Source organism: Neisseria sicca, from assembly GCF_003044565.1.
Classification (GTDB): Bacteria; Pseudomonadota; Gammaproteobacteria; order Burkholderiales; family Neisseriaceae; genus Neisseria; species Neisseria sicca_A.
Genome location: NZ_POXG01000001.1, coordinates 110,194 through 129,197 on the forward strand (window position 1 = coordinate 110,194; position 19,004 = coordinate 129,197).

A 19,004-nucleotide genomic window follows, 5' to 3' on the forward strand; every position below is an offset into this window, starting at 1 on the left:
GAAATACCGCATAATAAGAAATGCTTTAAGCGAAACGAAAGGTCGTCTGAAACAAGGTTTCGAATTGAAGAAAACCGAGTTTCAGACGACCTTCAATGAAGAGCTTTGCCATTTTTAACATATAGATGGTGCAACTGCTATGCTGTTTGCTGGCAGACAGGCTTTCGGCACGAAGGAAATGTGCGGAGAATTTGGTTTTAATCAGCCGCCAGCGCAGGGAATAATCCGCATCGTCGGGCGGCAGCGTCCAAATGGCGTGAATATGGTTCGGCAGTACGCATACGGCGACGGTTTCAAAGGGATATTGTTTTTGCACATCCACATAAGCCGCACGCAATAAGTCGATATGTTCGACAAGCAGGCGCGATTTTGGGTTGGTGAGTTTGACGGTGAAAAAGAATGTGCCGCCGGCAATGAAGTTTCTGCGATAACACGCCATAGGATTTTTGTTTTTGGTTTGAGCGTTGGAGAAGGAATGGTTTGTTGTTTAAGGTTTTAACAAAGTTAAAAGTTGAAACGGAGAACCGCCAATCAAGCAACCGTGTGTGTGTGCAGTATACACGCGGTTGCTTGGCATCAAGCTACAGCTTGTGAATGTACTTATCCTTTAGAACGCTTATTTTTATCCATTAATGTTTGTTGTTGTATATCCAGGTTAAGCATTGACGATAATTGTTGTTTTTTCCTGAAATCTACAGGAAACATATAGGTATGCTGAATTACTATTTCTCTCAATATTCGAATGCATACTGGGCTTGTCTCAATTTCATTATACGTTTCCTTCAAATTTTGCATATCTAAAATTCTATTATTAAATCGTAAATCTATGGCTTGATAAATTAGAGAATATGCAGGAGTTTTATTCTTGTTTTTTAATATTTTATAGATCTCCCATGCATCTTTAGATCCAATTGATGATGCTATTTTCTGTAAGACGCTATAAATAATACCATAAGTGATCTGTAGATATATATTTTCTGCATTTTTACCTATTTCTGTATTTGTTAAAGATGGATGCTCTAACAAAGTTTTTTGTATCATATCAATAATTTCAGATTTAAAGTTATCGGAAAGCTCTATGAAATAATGTAAAAAACGAAGACCTGTTGATATACCTTGCTCAGCTAGATGTTCTAAATCATTTTTTCTAATTGTTGCATATCTATTCCTAATAATTTGCCCAGCAATTTCCATTGCTTTAAATGATTTATTAATATTTGATAAAAGATTATCTTCAAAATCATCATCTTTTTCAGTTTTGCTTTCTTCAAAATTATCGAGCTTTTTATTGTATTCATCTCTTTCATTCGTAATATTTCGTTGTTCAATAACTAAATCAGGTATTTTAGAAATGAATTCAGACATAAATCCTAGTTCAGCTCGTGTTAATTTTGCAGGTTCATTTTGATTGAATAGGCTAAGTAAGTATTTATTTATTTCCTCTAAAACCCAAGGATTTTTTGTATGATGAGTAATAAATATTAATATATTAGCATTATCCTCTTTGTATAGTTTATCAAGTACTCTGAAAAATATTTCTTTTGTATCATCATTATTATCATGTAAAGAGTCAGCGATTTTTTTACCCACAAAAAAATAGAATATATAAGGATATTTGAAAGATATGCCTTCATCAGATCTTTTAAGAATTGAACACTTTTCAAGATTATAAATAATTTCTTGAGGGTTATCTAAAATGAAATTATTTTCATATTCCTTAAAAAAAGATTCTAATTTATTGTCGTCTAGTGAATGTTTTTCTTTATATAAATAGAAAGCTAACTCGGAAAGAATATTCATATATTTGTCATACTTTTTCTTGTCAATATTAACTTTTTCAAAAGACTGATAAATTAAATGCTGATAATAATGTCCATAAGATGATAGTTCTAAATTCTGAGTGGTAGCTGCTTCTTGCATTTGAAGAAATATAATCAAATAGATAGGTTTGGATGGGACAATATTATTACTTATTACTGCTTTTAATTTTTCACTTATATCACAAACATTATTATATAATTCACTTTCACTAATTGATTCTTCAATACCAAGCGATACCCATTTTCTAATCAAATCTTCACGTCTCTGATATCCAAATAATTTAAGCTCATAACGATTGAAATTATCTAAATTTTGAATATCAGGTACAATATACTTGAATGAATCGTTGGCAGTAATAATAATCCATGAAAAATGATCTTGAAGCGACTTTATAAGTCTATCTTTAGCTTTTGTATTTAGTGTACATAGATGGAAGTCATCAATTAAAATTACGTTATCATTTAATTTAATATATTCCTTGTATGTTAAATTATCATATTGTTTTTCAAGTAATTTTGAGATAATAGATTCAGTATCTGAACTTTTTATGTCATTTGAATGTAAATATAAGGGAAATTTTTCCCTCTTGCATAGATCAATATATTCCTGTTTTAATAAACTAGTTTTTCCTTGTTGTTCCTCTCCAAATATAATTGAAAAACTTGGAGATTGGAAAATATCCTTTGATGATTTTATTGATTTTAAAATACCATTCTCACTTTCTGGATACAATGTGGAAATATCAGGATATATAAAAATATCAGATAAATTTATATTATCAATTCTTCTGTGGGATAACTGAATATCTGTTTTATTCATGTCTAATAGAAATGAGAAATTCACTCCTTTTATTTTTTCCTCATTTGGTGTTATTAGTGCAGTTTCTTTTTTTTTAAATTTTCCAGAATTTTTCCAATACCATCAACTACTTCGCACCATGCTGAGTCCCGGTCAGGATAAGATGAAATTGCCTTTGCGTCCTTGGGTAATGCTTGGAACTTGCTAAACATTTCATTGTGCCAACGTACAGATCTAACAACAACTGGTACTAGTACTGATCTATGTTCCTCATGCTGTTTAATAGCTTGTTTTGCTTCTATATCCATGCAGTAATTAGATGCTAGAAAATCTGAACTAACTAAAAATAAAATAATATCACTAGTATTTAGATTGTCATCAATTGAACTTTTCCACTCTTCCCCTGGATTGATACAACGATCATGCCAAATATCGATTAATCCCTGACGTTTTAAAGAGGATAAATGATTTTCCAATTCATTTTTGAATGCCTCGTCTTTATGGCTATAACTGATAAATACCTTTTTTGTCATTTCAAGCTCCTAAATATTTTGAAAATACGAATTTGGTAATAATTTTGATATATTACAAGATAACCTTCAAATACTTCCCAGTATAACTCCCCTTAACCTTCGCCACCTGCTCAGGGCTACCTGAAGCAATAATCCTCCCCCCGCCATCACCACCTTCCGGCCCCAAATCCACAATCCAATCCGCGGTTTTAATCACATCCAGATTATGCTCGATAATCACAATCGAGTTGCCTTTGCCTTTCAGACGACCTATGACTTCCAGCAGCAGGGCGATGTCGGCGAAGTGCAGGCCGGTGGTGGGTTCGTCGAGGATGTAGAGCGTTCTGCCGGTGTCGCGTTTGGAGAGTTCCAAGGCGAGTTTGACGCGCTGGGCTTCGCCGCCGGAGAGGGTGGTGGCGGACTGGCCGAGGCGGATATAGCCCAGACCTACGTCCATCAGGGTTTGCAGTTTGCGCGATACGGTGGGGACGGCGTCGAAAAATTCGCGGGCTTCTTCGACGGTCATGTCAAGGACTTGGCTGATGTTTTTGCCTTTGTATTGGATTTCGAGCGTTTCGCGGTTGTAGCGTTTGCCGTGGCAGACTTCGCAGGGGACGTACACATCGGGCAGGAAGTGCATTTCGACTTTAATCACGCCGTCGCCTTGGCAGGCTTCGCAGCGGCCGCCTTTGACGTTGAAGGAGAATCTGCCGACGTTGTAGCCGCGTTCGCGCGAGAGGGGCACGCCGGCGAAGAGTTCGCGGATGGGGGTGAACAGGCCGGTGTAGGTGGCGGGGTTGGAGCGCGGGGTGCGACCGATGGGGGATTGGTCGACGTTGATGACTTTGTCGAGGTGTTCGAGGCCGTGGATGTCGTCGTATGGGGCGGGTTCTTCTTGGGCGCGGTTTAGTTCGCGGGCGGTGATTTTGGCGAGGGTGTCGTTAATCAGGGTGGATTTGCCGCTGCCGGATACTCCGGTTATGCAGGTAATCAAACCGAGCGGCAGTTCGAGGGTTACGTTTTTGAGGTTGTTGCCGCGCGCGCCTTTGAGGACGAGCATTCGGTCGGGATTGACGGGCGTGCGTTCAGACGGCACGGCAATGGATTTTTTGCCGCTGAGGTATTGTCCGGTCACGGATTTTTCGCATTTGGCGACGTTTTCAGGCGTGTCGGCAATCAGTACGTTGCCGCCGTGTTCGCCCGCGCCGGGACCCATATCGACGACGAAATCGGCTTCGCGGATGGCGTCTTCGTCGTGTTCGACCACAATCACGCTGTTGCCCAAATCGCGCAGGCGTTTGAGGGTGGCGAGCAGGCGGTCGTTGTCGCGCTGGTGCAGGCCGATGGAGGGTTCGTCCAAAACGTACATTACGCCGGTCAGGCCGCTGCCGATTTGGCTGGCGAGGCGGATGCGCTGGGCTTCGCCGCCGGAGAGGGTTTCGGCGGAGCGAGAGAGATTCAGGTAATCCAGCCCGACGTTAATCAAAAAGCCGAGCCGTTCGGTGATTTCTTTGAGGATTTTTTCGGCGATTTGTTTTTTGTTGCCGTCCAAATCCAGCGTTTCGAAGAATTGGTGGGTTTTGGTCAACGGCCAAGCGGAGACTTCGTGCAACGGTTCGCCGCTGACGTAAACGTAGCGCGCTTCTTTGCGCAAACGTGCGCCGCTGCAGCTCGGGCAGGCGCGGTGGTTTTGGTATTCGCGCAGTTTTTCGCGCACGGTTTCGCTGTCGGTTTCGCGGTAGCGGCGTTCGAGATTGGGAATGATGCCTTCGAAGGCGTGGCTGCGGTTGAAGGTGGTGCCGCGTTCGGACAGGTAAGTGAAATCAATGACTTCTTTGCCCGAGCCGTGCAGCACGACTTTTTTGACTTTTTCAGGTAGCGTTTCCCAAGCAGCCTGCACATCGAAACCATAATGCCGCGCCAGCGATTGAATCATTTGGAAATAGAACTGGTTGCGTTTGTCCCAGCCGTCAATCGCGCCCGTTGCCAGCGATAATTCGGGATGGGCAACCACTTTTTCGGGGTCGAAGAAATTGGTGTTGCCCAAGCCGTCGCAAGTCGGGCAGGAACCCATCGGGTTGTTGAACGAAAAAAGGCGCGGCTCTAATTCGGGCAGGCTGTACGAACACACGGGGCAGGCGAAACGCGCGGAAAACCAATGCTCTTCGCCGCTGTCCATTTCCATCGCCAGCGCGCGCTCGTTGCCGTGGCGCAGCGCGGTTTCAAAACTTTCCGCCAGCCGCTGCTTGATGTCCGCCTTCACTTTCACGCGGTCGATGACCACGTCGATATTGTGCTTGATGTTTTTTTCCAGCTTCGGTACTTCGTCCAACTGATAGACCTCGCCGTCCACGCGCACGCGCGCAAAACCCTGCGCCTGCAAGTCGGCAAAGAAATCGACAAATTCGCCCTTACGCTCGCGCACCGCCGGCGCCAGAATCATCACGCGCGTGTCTTCCGGCAGCTTCAACACGGCATCGACCATCTGCGACACGGTTTGGCTGGACAGCGGCAGATTGTGTTCGGGGCAATACGGCGTACCGACGCGGGCGTACAAAAGGCGCAGGTAATCATGGATTTCCGTAACCGTGCCGACGGTGGAACGTGGGTTGTGGCTGGTGGATTTCTGCTCGATGGAAATCGCGGGCGACAGACCTTCGATCAAATCGACGTCGGGTTTGTCCATCATCTGTAAAAACTGCCGCGCATAGGCGGACAGGCTTTCGACATAACGACGCTGCCCTTCGGCATAGAGCGTGTCAAACGCCAGCGACGACTTGCCGCTGCCCGACAGCCCCGTGACCACCACCAGCTTGTGGCGCGGAATGTCCAAATCAACGTTTTTCAAATTATGCGTGCGTGCGCCGCGGATGCGGATGGTGTTGTTGTCGCAGGCTTCTGAACGGGGAGTTTTGCTCTCGTTTTGATGATGGTGGTTGCACATGGTCGGACTGCCTTAAGCGGCTAAAATAAAACGGCTATTGTAACACTTTTCGCTTGGGTTTCAGATTGAGAAAGGTCGTCTGAAAAGCCGGGAAGAGGATTTTCAGACGACCTTTGGTCATTGGGATGGAAGGGATTGTTAATAGCTTTTGTTATTACGGAGTTTGCTTATCTTTTTGGGTTTTTCGCTATACGAACAAGGTCGTGCTCTAAGAAAAGGATGTGTATTTTAAAAAACATGATGGCGTAACAGCCGTATTGGGAAATGTGAAGCATGTTTCCCGAGTACGGCTTTTTTATATTTAAGCTGCGTTTTGATTTGGATTTTTAATATAGAGGATTATTAAAAACTATCATATCGGTTTGTTGCATTGTTAAATAAAAATACTATATCTTGTGTTCTTGTGATTTAATTCGCACCATATATTGTATTTATGAGTAGTAAGTCATGACAGCGTTGAAATTCACAGTCGAGCAAATTGTATGGCAGGAAGTGCCGGGCGAAGTGTCGCTGGCGTTTCTGTTTTCAGGCTGCCCGCTGCGCTGCAAAGGCTGCCATAGCGCCGATGCGTGGAAAGAAGGTATCGGCACGGAATTGACCGAGGATTATTTGAGAGGTCGTCTGAAACGCTATCGCGGGCTGATTAGCTGCGTGTTGTTTATGGGCGGGGAATGGCAGCCGAAAGCCTTGCAGAAAATGTTGGGCATCGTGACGCAGGCGGGTTTGAAAGCCTGTTTGTACACCGGTTTGGAGCGTGAGGAGCTGGAGGCGGTTTCAGACGGCATCCTGCCTTATCTGACGTATCTGAAAACCGGCCGCTGGCAGATGGAGCTGGGCGGCTTGGACAGCCCGACAACTAATCAGAAATTTATCGATTTGCGTACGGGCGAGGTGTTGAACCGCTTGTTTATCAAAGACAAACCCGCGCCCAAAATCATCCCGATTACGATTCAGCCGCAGGCGGCCGCTTTTCAGACGGCCTGAGGCTTTTTATCCAACCCACACAGGAGGAATTAACATGATTCGGCTGCATCCCGAACAGTTAAACGGCAAACTGCAATTCATGCATGACTACATCAGCGCGCAAAACGCGGCGGACGGTTCGAAAATGGACGCCAATGCCAACGTTACCCAGAAAAACATCGCCACTATGGAAGCGGAAATTATGAAAGACTTTTTCGTGCAGATTAACCGCGCCCAAATGTCGCGCAAAATCGCCGAAATTTTCGACCAATCCGTTGCCGACGAATACATCCGCCAGATTGAGGCGCACGAGATTTATGTGCACGACGAAACCAGCCTCAAGCCTTATTGTGTGTCGGTTACGCTGTATCCCTTCCTGCTCGACGGGTTAAGCAAACTCGGCGGCGAATCTAAGGCGCCGCAGCATCTGGCATCGTTTTGCGGCTCGTTTATCAATCTTGTGTTTGCCATCAGCGCGCAGTTTGCCGGCGCGGTGGCGACAGTGGAATTTCTGACCTATTTCGATTACTTCGCCCGCAAAGACTACGGCGACGATTATTTGGAAACCCACGGCAAAGAAATCGCCAACCACATGCAGCAGGTGGTGTACAGCATCAACCAGCCCGCCGCCGCGCGGGGCTATCAGAGCGTATTTTGGAATATTTCCGTTTACGATCAATACTATTTCGACGCGATGTTCGGCGATTTCGTCTTCCCCGATTTCAGCAAACCGGTGTGGGCGAGCGTGGCAAAGCTGCAAAACTTCTTCCTCAAATGGTTCAATCAGGAACGCACCAAAGCTGTTTTGACCTTCCCCGTCGTTACCGCCGCGATGCTGACCGACGGCGGCAAATGCAAAGACACCGTGTTCGCCGGCGAAATGGCGAAAGAGTTGGCGGAAGGCAATTCCTTCTTCGTCTATCTTTCTGACAACCCCGACTCGTTGGCTTCCTGCTGCCGTCTGCGAAACGCCATCGAAGACCGAACCTTCAGCTATACACTCGGTGCGGGCGGTGTAGCGACCGGTTCCATCAACGTCATCACCATCAATATGAACCGGTTGGAGCAAGACGGGCGCGACCTTGCCGCCGAAGTCGCCAAAATCCACAAATACCAATACGCCTACCGCAAACTGATGGAAGAATACCAAGCCGCCGGAATGCTGCCCGTTTACGATGCAGGCTTCATCACGTTGGACAAACAGTTCCTCACCATCGGCATCAACGGCATGGCGGAAGCCGCCGAATCGCAAGGCATCAAGGTCGGCTACAACGACGACTATATCAACTTCGTCCAAGGCCGTCTGAAAACCATATTCGAAGCCAACCAAGCCGCCAGCAAACACTACGGCGTGAAGTTCAACACCGAGTTTGTCCCCGCCGAAAACCTCGGCGTGAAAAACGCCAAATGGGACAAAGCCGACGGCTACCAAGTCAGCCGCGAATGCTACAACTCCTATTTCTACGTCGTCGAAGACGAAGAAATCAACGCGCTCGACAAATTCCTGCTGCACGGCAAAGAACTGGTGGACTGGCTCGACGGCGGCTCCGCGCTGCACCTGAACCTTGACGAAGCCCTGCCAGAATCCGGCTACCGCTCGCTCTTGGACATCGCCGCACAAACCGGCTGCAACTACTTCTGCGTGAACGTGCGCATCACCATCTGCAACGAATGCGGCCACATCGACAAACGCACCCTGCACGCCTGTTCCGCCTGTGGCAGCCACAACATCGACTACGGTACCCGCGTTATTGGTTATCTGAAACGCGTATCCGCCTTCTCGAGCGGACGGCGCAAAGAACACGCGCTACGGCATTACCACCGCAAAGCGGCTTGATGGTATTCAATAGATAAAGGTCGTCTGAAAACTGGTTTTGAGGTTTTCAGACGACCTTTGGGGTTTTGTTTATGAATTTATATAAGGATGAACGAGTTTGAAGCCAAGAATAAGAAAAACGACCGATACGCCGTACCGGTCGTTTTTACGAATACCTGTTAAATTAGAACCAAGCTTTGATCAAAGCGGCAGTACCTGCGATACCGCCAATCAAGCCGACTGCATTGGCTGCGGTACCCATTGCGCCGTTGACTTGGTCACGTTTGTCTTGGCGTTTTTCACGTTCCAATGCCAGCTCTTCTGAAACGTTGGTACGTTGACGGCGGTGTTGTTCCAGCTCGGCACGGGAGAGTTGTGCAGATTCGCGGTTGCGGCCTGCTTTGATGGCGGCGGAGTCGCTACCGATAGCCAAATCGCCTACGGAACCGCCGGGAGCGGAGCAACCGGTGATAACGAAAGAAACCAAGAGCAGGGCTGCGATTTTATTTTTCATAATGTTACCTGTTTGAAATGTAAATTAAAAATCAAATAATCCGTAAGGGCCGGCTATTAGTGGAGGATGTAGATGCGGTTGTTGCGGTTGGCGCGGTTGATTGCATCGGCTTCATCCATCATTTCTTGACGGCGCTCGCGGCGGCGTTCTGCACGTTCTGCACGTTCGTCAGCTTGAACGCGGCGTGAGTCGGCACGCATGGTGGCTTCTTGTTCATAGGATGGTGAGTAGTGCATGTGGCCGTAAGTACAGCCGGTAAGCGCACCAATCAGAGCAGTCAATAAAATAGTTTGTTTTAACATATATGATAATCTCAGATGAAAAGAAGGGCTGGTTAAGAAATTTTCTGTATATTATTTTAATCTTATGGAATTTACAAGTTAAAACTTCTGTAGCAATTCAAAAAATTATGTTAACGAATGTTTCAGAATTTATTTCAAATATGAAATGTACAAATTAAATGATTTTTCGGGTAGAAATTGCCTGCTGCATTGGGTTTGCGTGAAAGTTTCCTGATAAATAATTACTGTAAAAATTTATTTGAGTATCAATAAAAGCGAATCAGATATGGAAAGGGAAATGTCTATGCTGATTGTTGAACCAACGGAAATATGTCCCTGCTGTTTCGTCGGCATACTTTTAGAGCCATCATCCAAAATTTTGGGATAAGTCAAACTAAGCAGGGAAATCTTGGTCTGAACGGTTGTTTTCTCTGAATTATGGGAAACATTCAATCTTATTTATATTAAGATTCGGTTTATTGTAAACAGGCGAATTGTGTCATGAGCGAACATTTGGAAGAGCAGGCTCTGGGCTTGGGTATTGATTTGGGTTTCCACGACATCGGTGGAATTTATCATGCGACCAAGCCCGAGGTTTTGGAAGGGATTATTAAGGCTTTGCAGCAGGACGGTTTTTCAGACGACCTTTATACGGATACTTTGGTCGCGCATGAAAACGGTCGGGAATCTTTACAACTGCCTTCCGAGTTCCATGGCGCGGCTGAAATTTGCTTGGAAGACGAAGCGGGCGGACGGCAGGTTTTGGCGTTGAACCATGGCGAAAACGGTGTGCTTTGGGTGGCGCTGCCGGCTTTGGCTTGCGGTTATTATACATTGTTTGCAGAAGTAGAAGACATTGTCCGCAAGGTACGGCTGGTGGTTGCGCCGCAGTCGGTTTATCAGCCGAAAATGCTGGAACACGGTTTGCGCATGAACGGGCTGACGACGCATTTGTACAGCCTGCGTTCGCAGCGGAACTGGGGCATCGGGGATTTTACCGATTTACTGAATTTGATGGCGTTTGCGGCGGATAAGCAACTGGATTTTATCGGCATCAATCCGCTGCACGCGCTTTTTAGTGCCAAGCCTGCTTTTGCCAGCCCGTACAGTCCGTCTTCGCGCGAATGGCTCAATCCGATTTATCTGGATGTGGAGAAGGTTGGTGCGTTCTCCTACAACGAAAAGCTGAAAAACTGGCTCAAGCAGCCGAATATCTGCCAGCGCATTGCGGCGTTGCGGATTACGGAAACCGTTGCTTATACGGCGGTTTGGGCGTTTAAGCGTGATGCTTTACAGAAGGCATTTGATGCGTTTGAAAACGATGAATGCGAAGCCGCCAAACAAGAGCGGGCGGCATTTGACGCCTTTGTTGAAGAACACAGCGAGGCTTTGGAAGGCTTCGGCTTGTTTGAGGCGTTGGATCAGTATTACAACCGTTCCGGCGAAGTGGGTTGGCTCTCTTGGCCGTTGGAGTTTCATGATCCGAATGGCGAGGCGGTTCAACGATTTGCACAGGGACACCGCCGCGAAATCCGTTTTTATATGTGGCTGCAATGGCTTTGCGCGGAACAGTTGCGCGAAGTGAATGAAGCGGCTGCGGCGCGCGGCGTGAAGCTCGGCATTTACGGTGATTTGGCGGTCGGCGTAGCTCGCGGCAGCGCGGACACTTGGCTCAATCGCGCCGACTACTGCATGGATATGGCGGTCGGTGCGCCACCCGATCCGTTCAGCCCGACGGGGCAAAACTGGAATTTGCCGCCGCTCAATCCGACGGTGTTGAAGCACACGGGTTATGAGAAGTTTGTCCGTCTTTTGCGTGAAAATATGCGGCTTTACGGCATCTTGCGCATCGATCATGTGATGGCTTTGTGCCGTCTGTGGTGGTGGGTTGCGGGCGAGACGGCGGACTTTGGCGCGTATGTGCATTACGACGCGGATGTAATGTTTGCCATTCTGGCTTTGGAAAGCCGGCGGAACCAATGCGTCGTTATCGGCGAGGATTTGGGGACGGTACCCGACCAAGCGCGTTATTTGCTGAACCGTTATCAGGTGTTTTCTTATAAGGTCGTGTATTTCAGCAAAGGCTGGCACGGCTTTGAATTACCCGAAGAATATCCAGAACAGGCGATTACGGTGATCAGCACACACGATGTCGCGCCCTTAGCGGGCTATTGGACGGGCAGGGATTTGGATTTGATGTTCCGCTTGGGTACGATTCCCGATGCGGAAACTTTTCAGACGACCTTGGAAGCGCGTGAACACGACAAAGCGGATTTGTTCGATAAGTTGAGACATACGGGCTGCCTGCCTCCTGATGCCGAGATGTCGTCTGAAACCGACGAAACGCTGCTTACCGCCTTACACAAATATGCCGCCATGAGCCGCAGCAAACTATATGCGGTGCAGCTAGAAAACCTGCTGGGCATGAGCGACAACTTGAATGTGCCGGGTGTTGCCGAGGGTTATCCCAACTGGGCGCGCAAAATGCCCGTCGCGCTTGAAGATTTTCCCCACAACCGCCTGATGGGCGGCCAACTTGCCATGATTGGAGAGGTACGCATGAAGAAAAACAGCCGGATGAAGCCTTATCACGAGCTTGACCAAGTCGAACGCGACACGGTCGAAAGCCTGTTTCTTGCCACCCACAGCGATTTGTTTGCCTATTTAGGACGACACCGCCTTGCCGAAGGCGACGAGGTCGTGCGAACCCTGATTCCGAACGCTTCGGGTGTGGACATTGTAAACCGTGAAAACGGCGAACTGATTACGTCGTCTGAAAAAGTCGATGAACGCGGATTCTTCGTTGCCGTGCTGCCCGAAGGCGCGCCCGATTACGCTTTGAACGTCCGTTATGCCGAAGATGCCGAGCCTGTGCGCGAAGAAGACCCATACCGCTTCGGTTCTGCTTTGAAGGACATGGATTCTTGGTTGCTGGCGGAAGGCAAACACCTGCGTCCTTATGAAACTTTAGGCGCGCATTTTGCCGAAGTGGACGGCGTAAAAGGTGTCAGCTTTGCCGTATGGGCACCGAACGCGCAGCGCGTGTCCGTCATCGGCGAATTCAACCACTGGGACGGCCGCCGCCACGTCATGCGTTTCCACCGCGATAACGGCATCTGGGACATCTTTATCCCCGCTGTGAAACTGAACGCCCTCTACAAATTTGAAATCCGCGATGCCAACGGCGATGTGCGGCAAAAAACCGACCCGTATGCCTTCGGCGCAGAGTTGCGTCCGAATACGGCGTCTGTCGTGCGCGGTTTGCCGGAAAAAGTGGATACACCCGACTTCCGCGCCCGCGCCAACGCCATTGACGCGCCCATCAGCATTTACGAAGTGCATTTGGGTTCATGGAAACGCAATCCCGAAAACAACTTTTGGCTGACTTACGAACAGCTCGCTAAAGAATTGGTCGCATACGTCAAAGACATGGGATTCACCCATATCGAATTCCTGCCCGTGTCCGAATACCCGTTTGACGGCTCGTGGGGCTATCAGGCGACCGGATTGTATGCGCCGACCAGCCGTTTCGGTTCGCCCGACGAATTGCGCACCCTGATTAAAGCTGCCCACGACGAAGGTATCGGCGTCATCCTCGACTGGGTGGTCGGACACTTCCCGACCGACGACCACGGGCTTGCCAAGTTTGACGGCACTGCGCTGTACGAACACGCCGACCCGCGCGAAGGCTACCACCAAGACTGGAACACCCTGATTTACAACTTCGGCAGGAACGAAGTCAAAAACTTCCTGCAAGGCAATGCCCTGTATTGGATAGAACGTTTCGGCTTCGACGGTATCCGCGTGGACGCCGTCGCCTCCATGATTTACCGCAACTACTCGCGCAAAGACGGCGAGTGGATACCCAACCAATACGGCGGACATGAAAACCTCGAAGCCATCGCCTTTCTACGCGATACCAACACCATGTTGAAAGAGGTCGTCCCCTCCGCCACCGAAATCGCCGAAGAATCCACCTCGTTCGCCAACGTAACCCGTCAAGAAGGCTTGAACTTCAGTTACAAATGGAATATGGGCTGGATGAACGACACCTTGCGCTACATGATGGAAGACCCTATCAACCGCAAATACCACCACAACAAAATGACCTTCGGCATGATGTACCAATACAGCGAAAACTTCGTCCTGCCGCTCTCGCACGACGAAGTTGTCCACGGCAAACGCTCGCTGCTCGGACGGATGCCCGGCGACTGCTGGCAGCAATTCGCCAACCTGCGCGCCTACTACGGCTTCATGTACGGCTTCCCCGGCAAAAAACTTTTGTTTATGGGCAACGAGTTCGCGCAAGGCAGAGAGTGGAACTACAACGAAGGATTGGATTGGTTCCTGCTCGACCAAGAAGGCGGCTGGCACAAAGGCGTACAAAACTTCGTACGCGATTTGAACCACGTCTATAAAGACACCGCGCCGCTTTACCAGCTCGACCAATGGCCGGAAGGCTTCGAATGGCTGGTCGCCGACGACGGCAACAATTCCGTCTTCGTCTTCGAACGCCGCGACCGCGAAGGTAACCGCGTCATCGTCATCAGCAACTTCACGCCCGTCGTCCACGACAGCTACCGCTTCGGCGTGAACGAAGCCGGCGAATACCGCGAAATCCTCAATTCAGACGACCCCGGCTACAACGGCAGCGGCGTATCCGCCGGACAAGCCTTGCAAACCGAAGAAATCTGGTCGCACGGCAAATCCAACTCGCTCACCGTCAAAGTACCGCCGCTGGCAACGGTTTACCTCTACAAAGCTGCTGAAGCCAGTGGAACAGAGGACGCCGATAAAGTAGAAGGCGAAGCGTAATCTTGAACTGAACTTGTTTTTTTGAACGCAGAAAAACAGGTTCAAACCAACCGCTTTGCTTTTTCAGACGACCTTTTGAGATGAAGAGGTCGTCTGAAATTTTTTGGAGCAGCGGTTAAGGTTTATTTCCACATTCGTTAATGTTTGCAACGCGATTTTCGAGCGAGCCGGAATATCGGCAAACCGTCCAAACTGCTTTTCCATAATTCTCGGTTTGCAGGGTTTCTATTTATTTCGATGATTTTTCAGGAATCTTCCGAAACTGTATTTTCAGACGACCTGTTGGACGTAAAACAATTTAACTATCGGATTTTAATGATAATTGGAAGATGGCTTGCATTGAAGGCGGGGGCGGTTTGTTATATAGTGAAATAAAAAAAACAGACCGGATGACGGAATCGGGACGTTTTGCGTGCTTGATAAAATAACGGTTGGTTGGCATTTGTATCGGCTCGGCTTGGGATGAGGCGTGGTTTACGACGGCAGCGTCCGCAGGCGGTCTGATATTTCAGAAGATTTTTGTTTCATTTGGGTCTTGGATATTTGTCCTATGACAACAATACAGGCAGATGAGGTGAAGATAATGAACGGTGTGACCAGTGCGCAATTTATTTCCGCAGGCATTTGTTTTTATCCTAGATGCGGCTACAAGCGGCTGTCCGAGCAGGCGATCGCGGAGCATTTGAATTCTAATTTGGAAACGTTCAACAGGATGTTTGCCGACAAAGACGAATTTGTGAAGGCGATGTTGATCGAATACAGCAATCGGGCTTTGGGGCGGGTGTCGTTCGATTTTGCCCAAAATATCGAAGATACGGAGCGGCTGTATCAGATTGTCTGGCGGCTGGCGGTTACGATACGCGAGCATTTGGTGTGGATACACAGGATGCTGCTGGACAGCGAAGAGGGCGTCGATTTGATTACCAAAGCGTTGAAAAAGCAGCATAAGATGCTTGCCTACGGGATGATTCGGCATATTAAAGCGTGCAACGGCAGGGAAGATGTGCCGGAATTGGAATTGTTGAATCAGTTTGAGTTTCTCAACGGTGCGGTGATTTCGCCAATGATTATGAACACGCGCTATCGGATGCTGGGGATACTGACCGATGAGATGAACGGGCGGCATGAAGATTTGCTGACCGATTCGTCCATCCACCAAAGGATAGATTGGGCGTTTGCCGCGCTGTTTCCGCATTACCGCTCTAAGGAGCGTCCGTTTTGACGATTAAGGTGTAACGCAATATGAAAAAAGCTGTTATTGCTTCTCTTGCCGTCGCGCTGGCTGCGGGCGGTATGTGGTATGTCCTTCAAAACCAGAAAGAAACTTTGCCTGCATGGATTGCGCAATCCAACGGGCGGCTGGAGCTGAACCGCATCGATGTCGCGAGCCTGTATCCGGGGCGGGTGAAGGCGGTAATGGTGGAAGAGGGCGCAGATGTGAAAGAGGGCGATATTCTGGCGGAGCTGTCGTCTGAAACCAGCAACAGCCGTTTGGAAGAAGCGCGGGCGGCGGAATTGCGGCAAGAGGAGGCTGTCGGTCGCGCCAAAGCTGCCGAAGCGCAGATGAAACAGACGGTTGCGCGCGCGCAGGCGAATGTGGACGCGAACAGGCAGCAGCTGCGCGTGGCGAAAATGGAGCTGGACAATGCGCACAAATTGCTTGCCGACCAGCTGGTGTCGCAGTCGGAAGTTACCAAGCGTCAGGCGGATTATGAGCGCGCTGTTGCGGCGGTCAAGGCGGCTGAAGCGGCGCGGGACGAAGCGCGGGCGACGGTGGCGCAAAGTGCCGCCGCACAAGCGGAAGCGCGCGCCGGTGTGGAACAGGCGAGGGCGGCGGTCAAATCGGCTACATCCGCCAACGATGATATGAATATCCGCGCACCGATAGCGGGCAGGGTGGAATACACCATTGCGGAAGCGGGCAACGTGGTCGCAGCGGGTTCGAAAGTGGTCAGCCTGCTGGATCCTGCCGATGTTTCGATGAATATTTTCCTGCCGACCGACAGCATAAGTCGTCTGAAAGTCAATGATGATGCGCGTATCCGTTTGGACGGCATTGATGCGGTGTTCCCCGCCAAAATCAAATTCATCGCGACGGATGCGCAGTTTACGCCCAAGTCGGTGGAAACGGTCGATGAACGCGCGAAGCTGATGTTTAAAGTAAAATTGCAAGTGCCGCGTGAGACGGCGGTGAAATACAACCGTCTGCTGAAAGGCGGGCTGACGGGCAACGGTTTTGTGAAAACCGACGACAAAGGGGCATGGCCCGCCGAGCTGGCGGTGAGGTTGCCGAATTAGCATCTGACGGATTCGGACGGCCTTGATATGAAAACAAAGGTTTATGGCTAAAAGAGGTCGTCTGAAAACGGGATTTTGCTTTTCAGACGACCTCTTTCCCTTTAAGCATCACCACTATAAAAAGAATACCTATCTGGAAACGCCGCCAAACGCGTTTCCATCAAATCAGGACAAACAAAATGAAAACCAAAGCATGGCGCATTGAAGAAGGTGCGCCTTATCCGATGGGCGTGTCGCTGACCGAGGAAGGGGCGAATTTTGCGCTGTTTTCCATCCATGCCGAAAAAGTCGAGCTGTGTCTCTTTGACAAGGGAGGAGAAACCCGTTTGGAAATGCCTTCGCGGCGTGGGTCGGTGTTTTACGGCTTTGTGCCGGGGGTCGGGGCGGGGCAGCGGTATGGTTTTCGTGTTTACGGACGCGCTGATGCGCCGAGTGGCTCGTGTTTCAATCCGAACAAATTGTTGATTGACCCGTATTCAAAAAAAATCGACGGCAAACCGAGTTATCGGGACGATGAGGAAATGGCGTGGTTTCGTCCGGAAGACGAGCGGGACAATGCGGCGATGGCACCCAAAAGCGTGGTGGTGGGCGATGATGATTTTGATTGGGGCAACGAGCGCCGTCCGAACCATCCGTGGGGCAGGACGGTAGTGTATGAAGCCCATGTTAAAGGGTTTACCAAGCAGTTCCCAGATTTGGAACACGCGGGAACGTATCAAGCGCTGACTGATTCGCGCGTGATTGATTATTTGAAAACTTTGGGCGTGACCGCCGTCGAGCTGCTGCCGGTACACCAGCATTTGGACGAATACCACCTGCAAAAAATGGGCTTGAGCAATTATTGGGGCTACAACACTTATTCCCATTTTGCCGTCGAGCCGTCTTATGCCGCCGATGCCGAACGCGCGGCGGAAGAGTTCAAACAAGCCGTCAAAACCTTGCACCAAGCAGGTTTGGAGGTGATTTTGGATGTCGTATACAACCATACCGCCGAGCAGGATGAAAAAGGTCCGATGCTGTGCCAGCGCGGTATAGACAATGCTTTGTGGTATTGGCTGAAGCCCGACGGCAGCTATGAAAATTGGTCGGGCTGCGGCAATACGTTGAACATCGTCCGCCGCGACGTAACCCGTTGGGCGGCGGACAGCCTGCGTTATTGGGCGGAAACATTTCATGTGGACGGTTTCCGCTTCGACTTGGGAACGGTATTGGGGCGGGAACCGGATTTTCAGGCTTACGGACGCTTTTTTCAGGTGGTGTACCAAGACCCCGTGTTGGCACGCTGCAAACTGATTGTCGAGGCGTGGGACATCGGCGAAGGCGGCTATCACTTGGGCAATTTCCCGCAGCCTTTTGCCGAGTGGAACGGACGTTTCCGTGACGATATGCGCGCATTTTGGGTGTGGGAAAGCGGCAATTTGGGCGCATTTGCCGAACGTCTGGCGGGGTCGTCTGATATTTTCAACCACAGCGGGCGCCATCCTTCCGCCAGCATCAATTTCATCACCGCACACGACGGTTTTACGCTGCGCGATTTGGTCAGCTACAACGAAAAACACAACCATGCCAACGGCGAAGACAACCGCGACGGGCATAACGAAAACATCAGCTACAACCACGGCATCGAAGGCGAAACCGAAGATGTGGCGGTTTTGGAAGACCGCTCCTACACCGCCAAAGCCTTGCTTGCCTCGCTGTTCCTTGCCAACGGTACACCCATGCTGCTGGCGGGCGACGAGTTCGGCAACAGCCAACAGGGCAACAACAACAGCTATTGTCAGGATAACCCGATTACTTGGCTGGATTGGCATCAGGCGGACGAAACATTGCAAGGCTATACGCGCGATTTAATCCGCCTGCGTCAAGAAATTAAGTTACTGGGCGATGACGTTTGGTGGGAAAAAGAGCGCGTCGGCTGGCTCAATGCGGAAGGCGAACCGATGAGCGAACTTTACTGGCACAATCGCAGCGCAAAAGCCATGCAGATTGTCTTGGACGATGAATGGCTGCTGTTGATCAACGCCAAACGCAGTCGACAAATATTTAACCTGCCTCAAGGAAGTTGGCAGCTTTCTTGCGTACCATCTGAGAAGTTTAATTACAATACAGATGGCAAGCTGACAGTCGAACATATGGGTATTTGGGTTTTGCATCGTACAAACGCATCGCCGGATAAATAATGCTTTTTAGTTAGCGAGATGTTTTTAAGGGATAAACCTGTTATTCATGATGTCTCAGTTAT

The 19,004-nt window shown here is 49.1% G+C and carries 12 protein-coding genes; 6 read left to right on the forward strand and 6 right to left on the reverse strand.

What is annotated here, in order from left to right:
• Nucleotides 1-25: 25 nt before the first annotated feature.
• The 4 genes from DBZ16_RS16660 to uvrA form a co-directional block, all read right to left on the reverse strand.
• Nucleotides 26-439 (reverse strand): REP-associated tyrosine transposase, encoded by a 414-nt coding sequence (locus DBZ16_RS16660; RefSeq protein ID WP_240600103.1) that lies wholly within the window; start codon nt 437-439, stop codon nt 26-28.
• Between the two features lie 161 nt (nt 440-600).
• Nucleotides 601-2,640 (reverse strand): toll-Interleukin receptor, encoded by a 2,040-nt coding sequence (locus DBZ16_RS00520; protein ID WP_107812544.1) that lies wholly within the window; start codon nt 2,638-2,640, stop codon nt 601-603.
• Between the two features lie 53 nt (nt 2,641-2,693).
• On the reverse strand, nt 2,694-3,152 hold the full coding sequence (locus DBZ16_RS00525) for a toll/interleukin-1 receptor domain-containing protein (protein WP_107812545.1): 459 nt from the start codon (nt 3,150-3,152) through the stop codon (nt 2,694-2,696).
• Between the two features lie 52 nt (nt 3,153-3,204).
• Nucleotides 3,205-6,075 carry an excinuclease ABC subunit UvrA gene (gene uvrA / locus DBZ16_RS00530; protein WP_107812546.1) on the reverse strand — a complete coding sequence of 957 codons (2,871 nt, stop codon included), beginning with the start codon at nt 6,073-6,075 and terminating at the stop codon, nt 3,205-3,207.
• Between the two features lie 447 nt (nt 6,076-6,522).
• Here uvrA and nrdG point away from each other — a divergent pair, with 447 nt between their 5' ends.
• Both nrdG and nrdD read left to right on the forward strand, forming a co-directional pair.
• The gene (gene nrdG / locus DBZ16_RS00535) at nt 6,523-7,059 is read left to right on the forward strand and encodes an anaerobic ribonucleoside-triphosphate reductase activating protein (RefSeq protein ID WP_107812547.1); all 537 of its coding nucleotides are present in this window, start codon (nt 6,523-6,525) and stop codon (nt 7,057-7,059) included.
• A gap of 34 nt (nt 7,060-7,093) precedes the next feature.
• A complete protein-coding gene (gene nrdD / locus DBZ16_RS00540; RefSeq protein ID WP_107812548.1) occupies nt 7,094-8,875 on the forward strand; it encodes an anaerobic ribonucleoside-triphosphate reductase in 1,782 nt (593 codons plus the stop codon).
• Between the two features lie 163 nt (nt 8,876-9,038).
• On the opposite strand, the gene DBZ16_RS00545 is transcribed toward nrdD, so the two are convergent.
• Both DBZ16_RS00545 and DBZ16_RS00550 read right to left on the reverse strand, forming a co-directional pair.
• Nucleotides 9,039-9,368 carry an NGK_0946 family protein gene (locus DBZ16_RS00545; RefSeq protein WP_107812549.1) on the reverse strand — a complete coding sequence of 110 codons (330 nt, stop codon included), beginning with the start codon at nt 9,366-9,368 and terminating at the stop codon, nt 9,039-9,041.
• A 56-nt stretch (nt 9,369-9,424) separates the two neighbouring features.
• Complete coding sequence (locus tag DBZ16_RS00550) at nt 9,425-9,670, reverse strand: hypothetical protein (protein ID WP_070498890.1); 246 nt, start codon at nt 9,668-9,670, stop codon at nt 9,425-9,427.
• Between the two features lie 480 nt (nt 9,671-10,150).
• On the opposite strand from DBZ16_RS00550, the gene glgB reads away from it, so the two are divergent.
• The 4 genes from glgB (at nt 10,151) to glgX (ending at nt 18,942) form a co-directional block, all read left to right on the forward strand.
• Nucleotides 10,151-14,464, forward strand: a complete 4,314-nt coding sequence (glgB, locus tag DBZ16_RS00555; protein WP_107812550.1) for a 1,4-alpha-glucan branching protein GlgB — start codon at nt 10,151-10,153, stop codon at nt 14,462-14,464.
• 550 nt (nt 14,465-15,014) lie between these two features.
• Nucleotides 15,015-15,686: a hypothetical protein gene (locus DBZ16_RS00565; RefSeq protein ID WP_107812551.1), complete on the forward strand. Its 672-nt coding sequence runs from the start codon at nt 15,015-15,017 to the stop codon at nt 15,684-15,686.
• Nucleotides 15,687-15,706: 20 nt separating this feature from the next.
• Nucleotides 15,707-16,762 carry an HlyD family secretion protein gene (locus tag DBZ16_RS00570; RefSeq protein WP_107812552.1) on the forward strand — a complete coding sequence of 352 codons (1,056 nt, stop codon included), beginning with the start codon at nt 15,707-15,709 and terminating at the stop codon, nt 16,760-16,762.
• 179 nt (nt 16,763-16,941) lie between these two features.
• Nucleotides 16,942-18,942: a glycogen debranching protein GlgX gene (gene glgX / locus DBZ16_RS00575; RefSeq protein WP_107812553.1), complete on the forward strand. Its 2,001-nt coding sequence runs from the start codon at nt 16,942-16,944 to the stop codon at nt 18,940-18,942.
• The last annotated feature ends 62 nt before the right edge of the window (nt 18,943-19,004 follow it).